The following is an 8,926-nucleotide window of genomic DNA, read 5'->3' on the forward strand; positions in this document are numbered from 1 at the left end:
CCACTAACTGCCAAACACCTACTGCTTGCTGCGATGAGGCAATGGTGGGTCTAAAATCACTTTCTACAAAGGGCAGTAAAGCCAGCTCCATAGGCAGGCGCTTTTGCTCAATTTTTTTTACGATATGATACAAATAAGGCGCAGCGCGTTTATTTACCGTGGGTAAATAGTTAGGTTGTTTTAAATACCAGTTAATACGCTTTTTTAAGGCGCGATTTTGATACACCGTAAAATGTAGGTTGTTGGCAATATGCACCCATAGGTTTTTAGCTTTGGCGGGGCGCTTTTTTACAATTGTTTTTTTTGCCTTTACCGGCGGCGCAGTATTGGCTTGCTGTAATTGTTTTGGCTGTACAGGCTCAAGCTCTATTTGGTTTTCGTAGCTTGGCTCAAAGTGAGTAAAAATTTGTGGTGCGTCTGTTTCGGGTTGTGTTTGTGTGCTGTTACAGCCATACAAAAAAATAATTACACAAATGACAAGCAATCCACGCATCTTCATCTCTTATCTACAATCCTTTATTTTATAACACTACTGCGCGTGCTCAATTAACTGGGCGCGCTTAAGCCCAGCCTGTAAAAATAACTGGCTCGACTTTGTATTTAACGCTTCTTGTTTATATGGTGCTAAAACATCCGCAGGGAAACTCTCAGTAAGTTGCTCAAGCGTTTGTTTTTTATTGTTTTTCACATGGGTTATTAAATTTGTTAAAAACAATAAAGGCTGCTTAAGTTGCGCTTTTTCAAGCGCCCCGCCGTGGCCGGGAAGTATTGTACGCAAATTAGGCTGATTAATATAGCGTTTGAGCAAGGCTTGCCAATTTTGTAACTGGCCGTGGCCTGGGTAGGGTAGCCAGTCAACAATATCGCCGCCTATTAGCAGCGTGCCATTATTGGTACTAAGTGTTAAATCGCCGTTTGTGTGGGCTTTTTCGGGTGTTATTTGTACCGCAAAGTTACCTAAATCAATACTTTGTTGCTCGCTGATTACGGTGCTAGGTGATTTTAAGTGATAGTTTTTCCAACGTAAAAAACGTTGTTTAGCTAAAGAGAGCTTTTCGCGCCACTGTGCTTGCTGTTGCTCGGGCAATGTGGCTAAGCGCTGATAGCTCAGCTCTATACTTTTTTCATAGCCTGCTAACTTATCATCATAAGCCTGTTGGTATGTGGCAAAATTATCGGCTACCTGTTTATGCACTATTAGCTGCGCTTTTGGGAAGGCATTTTGTAATACGGCCATGCCGAGTAAATGGTCGTCATGAAAGTGAGTCGCAACTAAATAACAGAGCGGGGTTTTAAGGTGTTTTTTTAACTGTTTTGCCAGTGCTTCAACGGCTGCAAAGTTTCCGCTTGCATCTACCATGAGTGCGCATTGCTCGCCCTCTATGAGCACTTGGTTGGAATCGTAAAAACGTAATTTATCTTGTTGTTTTAAAAATTGTACATTTTCGTTTATTTGCTGCCAAGTAACCGCTGCCTTACTAGAGTGAGAAAGTAGGCTAAGGGTAATAAAAAGGGCGGGGATTACAGTTACTAAAAGGGGTTTTAATGTCATTGTGTGTCTCTGCGCAGCATTTATTTACCCTCATAATAAACAAAAAGCGCACGGGGCGCTTTTTATTTTTTTATTGGGTCACTCGCCAAGCATTGGCTGAGTTTATCAATGAGTTGATCTTGTTGCTGTTGCTCTACACTGGCATGCGTTTTAGCTTCTAGCAACTCATGGCTAAGTGTAAGTGCTGCTAAAAGTATCGCCTGTTGTTCGTTGCGAACTGATGAGCGTTGCTTTGTTTGCTCAACCAAGTCATTTAAATTTTGTGCTGCTGCTATTAATGCATCTTCTTGCCCAGCCGGGCATGCAAACTGCTGCTCTTTACCTAGCAACTCAACTGTGACCCGCTGGTTTTGCAGCTCAGACATTAGCTTGCCTGTTGTGCGCTTTGTAGTTTATCAAGTAAGCCTGTTAACGTAGAGCTGGCATCTTTTTGCTTTTCTTCGTTTTCAAGGGCTTCTAGTTGTAAAATTTCGTTTTCGTCGCTTAGTTTTGCGTTTTGCTCTTTTAAGCTAGCAACATCTGTTTGTAATTGGTTGTTGCGCTCGATAAGCGAGTCAATCAGTTGTTCGAGTTGTTGAAGAGTTGTGTTGTTCATAAAGGCGCTCATATAACTGTAATTAATGTCATGCAAATGTAAAGCAAAGTGTGTTGTTTTGCCAGCATTTACGGTGGTTTTAGCACAATTTTATTGTTTATTAAGTGATAATTCAGGGTGGCGGCTTTTTTGTTCATAAATGGTTCACTTAACTGCTCGCAAAGCGGTGTATAGGTTGCCAAAATACAGAGCTTATGGTTCACTGCCGATATTAAATTGCGTATAGCGAAAATTAACAATGCTTAGTTACAGACACTCTTTTCATGCAGGTAACCCTGCCGATGTGCTTAAACATTTAGTACTTGCACAGGTACTTCAATATCAAACCATTAAAGATAAACCTCTTGATTATATTGATACCCACTCTGGTGCGGGATTTTTTGAGTTAAGTTCATCTGATGCCCAAAAAACACAAGAATACAAAGAGGGCATTGCTAAGCTTTGGCAACATAGCAGTGAGCACGAGGCGCTAAACGATTATATTGCATTAATTAAATCGTTTAATGATGGGGACGAACTGGCGTTTTACCCCGGTTCGCCAAAAATTGCTGAGCATTACCTACGTCGTCAAGATAAAGGCTGGTTTTTTGAATTACACCCGCGCGATTTGCAGTTACTTGAGCAAAACATGCAAGGTAAGCGCTCTATTCGCGTACGTGGTGAAAACGGTTTTGCCGGATTAATAGGGCTACTTCCGCCAGCTTCGCGCCGTGCATGTGTGCTTATTGACCCACCTTATGAAATAAAAGACGATTACGATACTGTCGTAAGCACACTAGTTAAGGCGCACCAGCGCTTTGCAACCGGCACATATATGATTTGGTATCCCGTTGTCGATAGAGAGCGAATCAATACAATGGAGCAAGGGCTGATTGAGTCGGGAATGCGAAATATTCAATTATTTGAGTTAGGCACGCAAGCGGATACTGACGTACACGGTATGACGGCATCAGGCATGATTGTTATTAACCCACCGTGGAAATTAAAACAAACTATGGACAGCATATTACCTGAATTAGTTGAGCTTTTAAGTGAGCCTAGCGGGTTTTATAGAAGCGAGCAGTTAGTCGACGAATAACTGCCTGCCATTATGTAAAGTAAAAGCCCAGCTGGGCTTTTATTTAATTAAAATAAACCGCATTAAAGGTGGCAAGCGTGTTGCCACTGCTATCTTTTAATTCTAAAGACTCGCCTTCTATAGCCCACTTTTGCGTGTTATTGAGCATGTTTAACATAGCCGCTTCTTGCTCCATGCTTTGTGAGCACATTTTTTTTGTACTTGCCAATTGGCTAAACGAAATTGAATGTTGCTCTTTGCTGTAGCTGCCGCTGACGTTATTACACCCTAAAAAGCCGTTAACGCGGTTATCTTTATCAAATTGTATAAATGGCTCTTTTGTTCTTACACTGACTGTTTGCGCATTAATTGTAACGGCTTTCCAGTATGTATTTGTAAGGGTAACATCGCTTTTAGGTGAGGCGACTTTTTCAAGCTCAATTTCGTGAAGAATCCCCGAGTTTGCATTTTTAAAAGGGTCGTACTGCATTGTGCTGGTATAAAGAACCTTGTCTTTATTAATGATTCTAGCGGTGAGGTTATAGCGGTGTTTATCAACAATGTTGTTGTCATCATAAGCTAGCTCCACGGTATACGGCGGCGCTTTATTTATATCAATTACTTGTTGCGTAATTATTTCGGCTTTTACATCTGCTTTTGACACATCAGATAGCGTTACAATTAGTTGTGAGCCAGGGCGTGGCATACTGCGATCTTTATAGCTCACTTGCGTGGTTAAACCCATAACGCTTTTTTCTTGTACTGTGGATTGTGATTCGTTAGCTGGTTTTTCACAACCCGCTAATGTGAGTGCACTTAGGGCTAATAAACCTAAGCCAGTAAATGTACGTTTATGAAACCTAAATTGCTGCTTTGCCATGCTTGCGCTCCTTATTCCTATATTGCTGGTAAGTGTAGGGGGGAGGAGCTTAATCATGGCTTAATTTTTTTAGGCACAAAAAAAGGCGCTAATGCGCCTTAATATAATGCTTTAACGCTATTTTTTTACAAACTTTGTTAAAATAACAATACGTTGGCCGTCTACTCGCCCTTCAATATGTTCAGGGTTACTTGTTAAGCCTATATTGCGTACTGCTGTGCCGCGTTTGGCGGTCAAGCTACTACCTTTAACGTCTAAGTCTTTAATTAAAGTAACGGTATCGCCAGCTTGTAGCACTACGTCGTTACTGTCTACGTGTTTTATATCGTCATCTTCAGCAAGGGCTTTTTTGGCCCAAGTAAGGGTGTCTTCTTCTAGGTAAATCATGTCGAGCGCATCTTGTGCCCAGCCATTATCAACAGCTAAGCGCGTTAGCATTCTGTAAGCCACTACTTGTACGGCAGGTGTTTGGCTCCACATGCTGTCGTTTAAACAGTGCCAATGTGTTGGGGTAAGCTCGCTGTTGTTTTCTATTTGATCTTTACAGGTTTGGCAGGTGTAAATGCATTTGTCTGAATGGGTTTCGGTAACAGGAGGCACTTCGTAAACAGATAAGTGTTCGGTTGCGCTGCATAATTCACACTGGTTATTACTGCGCTCGATTAAGGCTTTTTCAATACTCATAGGGCGTTCTTATATAGGAAGAGGTTTACATTTGGCCGTATTATACCCTAGCAAAGGTAGGCGGCGATACTAATCCCTTAAATTTTGTGCGGGTATTGGGTTAATGTATTTATCTTCAATGCGTTTTATGTAACCACTGCTATGTAAGTGTGCAAGGGCTTGGTTAATTTTAGGCAGTAATGCTTTGTGCTTAGCAAGTAAACGCACTCTTAAATAACCATGCGAATGCTGGGCGCCAAACTCAGTATTAATATTTAGTTGTTTAGACCAATACGCTGCGGTATGAATACCCATAATAGCAACATCAATACGCGCTTTAGATAATGCAATCATTAGCTCTTTTTCAGAGGGAAAATCGACGCGGTTAAATTTTGTATCATCATGGTAGTAGTAGCCAAGTACTGTACCAACCTCTTTAGAGTATAAACTTTGCTTAGTTTGATACTGCGCGACGTTATCAGGCAGCGCGACAATCATTTCTGTTGCGGGGATCTGCGGCTCTGAAAAAATATAATAAGGGTTATCTCGCTCGCTTTGCGCTAACCATTTCAGAGTGATTACATCAAAATCAATAATGCCGTTTTCTAAGTATTTGGTAATTCGCTTAGTGGGGAGCTCAACGTGATTGGCGGTAATATTTGCTTGCGCCATTAAAGCGGTGATTATTTCTGGCAAAATGCCGGGTTTTTCTGGGTTGCCGGTGTAAAAAGGGTAGTGACTACCTGACGCACTGACATTGTAATTTAGTTCTGGCTGGTTTTGCTGGGCATTAGCAAACGTAGCAAGGTGCAAAATAAATAAGGATAAAAACAACTTTAAAAAATACAAATACGTAACCTTTGCTAAACTTTTAACCTTGAGCGTTATGTAATTTAACTCCGCTTGCAATGATCCTAGAATCTTCATAGCAGTTGAATTACAGTGTATAACCTCATTGTAATAAACAGCGCCAAATTAGATAGGTTTTTATTAAGTGAATCCCACAAATATTTTTCAGAACGGACAAAAGCTAACACAGTTTGTTGCAAGGCAACCTATTTTTGATGCGCAGCAGAATGTGTTTGCTTATGAGCTGCTTTATCGCGATTCAGCCCATAATGCATTTCCTGTGGGAACATCTGATGAGCAAGCAACCAGCCGTTTGTTTTTTAATACACTGATGATGCTAGGGCCAGACAAACTTACAGCGCATCATTTAGCGTTTATTAACCTTTCTTCAGCCACTATTTTAGAAAACTTTCCTAAATTGTTAGTACCACAAAATTGTGTGTTAGAAATTGTTGAGCGTACGAACAAAATAGCTGAGGTAACTCAGCGCGTGAAAGCGCTCAAGCAAGAGGGATACAAGTTTGCCTTAGATGATTACGATGGCGACGATAAATGGGCGCCATTACTTGCGCATGTAGATTACATCAAAATTGAAATGGACGATGTAATAATTAAAACCAATATGCGCATAAAAAAAATTAAACGCGCTAATCCGCATGCAAAAATTATTGTTGAGCGCATAGAAACTCATGCGCAATTTCACTCGTTAAAACAAGCCGGTTGCGATTTATTTCAGGGTTACTTTTTTGCCCGCCCAGAGATGATCACTTACAAAGATGTGGAGCCGGGTAAGGTGATTGTGTTTGATTTACTGCGCTTTACGGCAAAAGAATCTTTATGCTTTGATGAAATACAAAAACAAGTAGCCAGAGACGTGGCAATTACAGCGCGAGTATTGAAATTAGCGAATGCCCGCTCGGGCAGTACTAAATTAACAATTACTTCTATTTCGCAAGCGGTTGTGTATTTAGGAGAGGACAGCATAAGGCAACTGGTACGCGTGCTGGCGCTGAGCGAATTAGGCGCCGATAAACCCTCAGAACTCACAAAACTTGCCTTAACCAGAGCGCAGTTTATTGCGCTATTGCTAGGGCAAAACCACGCAGAACTGGTTGGTCAGGGCTACTTGGTTGGGTTGTTTTCTGTGATGGATGCAATTTTAGATGCAAACCTTGAAGCAATTGTTAAAGAGTTTTCGCTAGATGAAAGTATTGCCCAGGCATTATTAAACAATGAGGGCATTTTAGGGCAAAGCCTTGCGCTTATTAGGGCGTTTGAACTAGATGAAATGGATAAAATAGCGGTGTTAATGCCAGCAATAAACAGTGATTTGCACATAGGCCATATTTTTAATTATGTTCTTGATGCACTGTTGTATAGTGACGAAATTATTGAGGCTATTGCAGAATAAATATGCGTAATTGGTTATCTATTTTAAGTATTGTGGTTGCATTAGGGCTGTTATTTCCTGGTGTTACCAAACCTGTATTATCGATTGAGGGCAACATTGATAAATCGCAACTCGCCAAAGCAGGCATAGAAATGCTGGCTGAGGAAGGCGATGGCCGTACCCGTAGTATGTTAATGATGTTCTCTAGCATGTTAGGACTTGATAAATTAGAGGGTGAAATAAACGCGTATAGCAAAACACAAAGTATTAGGGGAACCGTAAACGAGCTAGCTAATAATAATAATTTATTGGTAGCGGCGTTAGTTGGGTTGTTCTCTATTGTGATCCCAAGCTTAAAATTACTGCTGCAATTACTGTATTGCTGCTTGTCGCCCAGCAGATTTAAAAATAAGTTAGGTGTGGTTATTTGCGCACTGAGCAAGTGGAGCATGGTGGATGTGTTTGTTATTGCGTTAATAGTGACTTATTTGGCAGGCAATGCACATGGGCAAAGTAGCGATTTACTAATTATGCATAGCACTTTTGGTGAGGGATTTTGGTATTTTAGTGCTTATTGTATTTTTGCTATTTTAGCGAGTAGCTTAATTAAACCGCCTAAAAAAGAAAATTAATTATTTGAGTTAGCTTAATAACTCAAATATTATTACTGGGTAATTTACTTAATAGGTTTTGTTTTGCAGCGTTTTTACTCAAATTTACTCGTTGTTGTGATGCTACTCACGTTTGTGGGGCAAGCCGTTGCGTCTGTAAATCAGCAGTGCGAAATGCCACACATGAGCCTATCAGCAAAGCATGCCACACATGTAATGAGCGAGAGTAAATTGCATACAGGTATGATGGAAATGGATTGCTGCAGTGATGAAGCAGATGTTCAAAATGATTGTCATTGCCCAATAAATGGCTGTGGAAGCAGCTCTATTTTAACGTCCCCGGCCTTATTTACTGCTTTTTCGTTATCGAGTGAAAAAGTTACCCAGCTTAATAGCGGTATTTCCTCCCCACCTAGTAATACCTTATATCGCCCTCCTATGTTTGCTTAAACGCAGGATAGGTGTGATACCAATCGACTTGATTATTTAGTCATTTAGCGTGCCAAATAAAGCGTTAACAGCGTTATAAACCTCTCGTGTAGAGCAACTTCATGTCGATGTTTATGCCTTGTTATCACTCTATTTAACTGTCGCTATAAATAACGACTAACTCAACACCATTTGTTAACACCAAGCGACTTTGTCGTATCTTAATTACCAAGCGATTCTGTCGTAATCGCTAATTACCAAGGGAATTTGTCGGTCACTTTTTTACGTGTCTGTTAGTGTTTTGTTTTTGGAATACTAATAAGGCATGTTGAGGATGATTGTGATGGATTCAAAAGCTCAACTCACTGTTGATATTATTGCTAAAGTAGCAGAAAACAGAATAACAATTGGCAATGCAGCAAAGTTACTTAACAAGTCACGACGTACAATTGAACGCTACGTCAAACAATATCAGCAAGTCGGTATTCAATTTGCTATTCATGGTAATCGTGGCAAAGCCCCGCCAAATAAAACACCAGTATCAATTAAAAAAGCCGTGCAAACTCTGATTAAAGAAAAGTATTTCGACTTGAATCTGCTTCACTTAGCTGAGCAGTTAGCAATCAATGAAAACATCGTAGTTAAGCGCGAGACCCTACGAAGTTGGGCTCATGATATCCACCATGTTAAACGCGCTAAACGAAGACGTAGTAATGTTCGCAAACGCAGAGAACGCATGGAAGCTCCGGGATTAATGATGCAAATGGATGGTAGCCCTCATCGTTGGTTTGGTGATAAAAAGCACTGTTTAGTTATCATGATTGACGATGCTACTAGTGAAGTATACGCCGAGTTCTTTCCTTCAGAAACGACCGTAGGTTGCTTAAAGGTAATGCGAGA

The 8,926-nt window shown here is 40.6% G+C and carries 11 protein-coding genes and 1 pseudogene; 5 read left to right on the top strand and 7 right to left on the bottom strand.

Annotated features, from left to right (window positions below; all coding sequences use genetic code 11):
* From L650_RS0102300 to zapB, 4 genes and pseudogenes are all read right to left on the bottom strand, one after another.
* Nucleotides 1-493 (bottom strand): annotated as a pseudogene (locus tag L650_RS0102300) (lytic transglycosylase); the annotation flags it as partial.
* 36 nt (nt 494-529) lie between these two features.
* Nucleotides 530-1,552, bottom strand: a complete 1,023-nt coding sequence (locus tag L650_RS0102305) for an MBL fold metallo-hydrolase (protein WP_029772039.1) — start codon at nt 1,550-1,552, stop codon at nt 530-532.
* 62 nt (nt 1,553-1,614) lie between these two features.
* Entirely contained in the window at nt 1,615-1,917 is a 303-nt protein-coding gene (locus L650_RS0102310; RefSeq protein WP_029772040.1) for a cell division protein ZapA, read from the bottom strand.
* Nucleotides 1,917-2,147 (bottom strand): cell division protein ZapB, encoded by a 231-nt coding sequence (gene zapB / locus L650_RS0102315; RefSeq protein ID WP_024031454.1) that lies wholly within the window; start codon nt 2,145-2,147, stop codon nt 1,917-1,919. The genes L650_RS0102310 and zapB overlap by 1 nt, the downstream gene beginning before the upstream one ends.
* Before the next feature lie 238 nt (nt 2,148-2,385).
* On the opposite strand from zapB, the gene L650_RS0102325 reads away from it, so the two are divergent.
* Entirely contained in the window at nt 2,386-3,225 is an 840-nt protein-coding gene (locus L650_RS0102325) for a 23S rRNA (adenine(2030)-N(6))-methyltransferase RlmJ (RefSeq protein ID WP_029772041.1), read from the top strand.
* A 43-nt stretch (nt 3,226-3,268) separates the two neighbouring features.
* On the opposite strand, the gene L650_RS0102330 is transcribed toward L650_RS0102325, so the two are convergent.
* The 3 genes from L650_RS0102330 to L650_RS0102340 all read right to left on the bottom strand — a co-directional run bounded on the left by L650_RS0102330 (nt 3,269) and on the right by L650_RS0102340 (nt 5,596).
* Nucleotides 3,269-4,084, bottom strand: coding sequence for an META domain-containing protein (locus L650_RS0102330; protein ID WP_029772042.1), 816 nt, complete (start codon nt 4,082-4,084; stop codon nt 3,269-3,271).
* A gap of 117 nt (nt 4,085-4,201) precedes the next feature.
* Nucleotides 4,202-4,768: a PhnA domain-containing protein gene (locus L650_RS0102335; RefSeq protein WP_029772043.1), complete on the bottom strand. Its 567-nt coding sequence runs from the start codon at nt 4,766-4,768 to the stop codon at nt 4,202-4,204.
* A 69-nt stretch (nt 4,769-4,837) separates the two neighbouring features.
* Nucleotides 4,838-5,596 (bottom strand): substrate-binding periplasmic protein, encoded by a 759-nt coding sequence (locus L650_RS0102340; RefSeq protein ID WP_164835529.1) that lies wholly within the window; start codon nt 5,594-5,596, stop codon nt 4,838-4,840.
* Between the two features lie 145 nt (nt 5,597-5,741).
* On the opposite strand from L650_RS0102340, the gene L650_RS0102345 reads away from it, so the two are divergent.
* The 4 genes from L650_RS0102345 to L650_RS0102360 all read left to right on the top strand — a co-directional run.
* Nucleotides 5,742-7,007, top strand: coding sequence for an EAL and HDOD domain-containing protein (locus L650_RS0102345; protein WP_085065405.1), 1,266 nt, complete (start codon nt 5,742-5,744; stop codon nt 7,005-7,007).
* A 2-nt stretch (nt 7,008-7,009) separates the two neighbouring features.
* Nucleotides 7,010-7,618 carry a paraquat-inducible protein A gene (locus tag L650_RS0102350; protein ID WP_029772046.1) on the top strand — a complete coding sequence of 203 codons (609 nt, stop codon included), beginning with the start codon at nt 7,010-7,012 and terminating at the stop codon, nt 7,616-7,618.
* A gap of 63 nt (nt 7,619-7,681) precedes the next feature.
* Nucleotides 7,682-8,047 (top strand): hypothetical protein, encoded by a 366-nt coding sequence (locus L650_RS0102355; RefSeq protein ID WP_024031447.1) that lies wholly within the window; start codon nt 7,682-7,684, stop codon nt 8,045-8,047.
* Between the two features lie 313 nt (nt 8,048-8,360).
* Nucleotides 8,361-8,926: helix-turn-helix domain-containing protein (locus tag L650_RS0102360; protein ID WP_029772047.1), on the top strand; the 566-nt coding region annotated here is incomplete at its 3' end.

It is taken from the genome of Pseudoalteromonas sp. TB51 (assembly GCF_000498055.1).
Classification (GTDB): Bacteria; Pseudomonadota; Gammaproteobacteria; order Enterobacterales; family Alteromonadaceae; genus Pseudoalteromonas; species Pseudoalteromonas atlantica.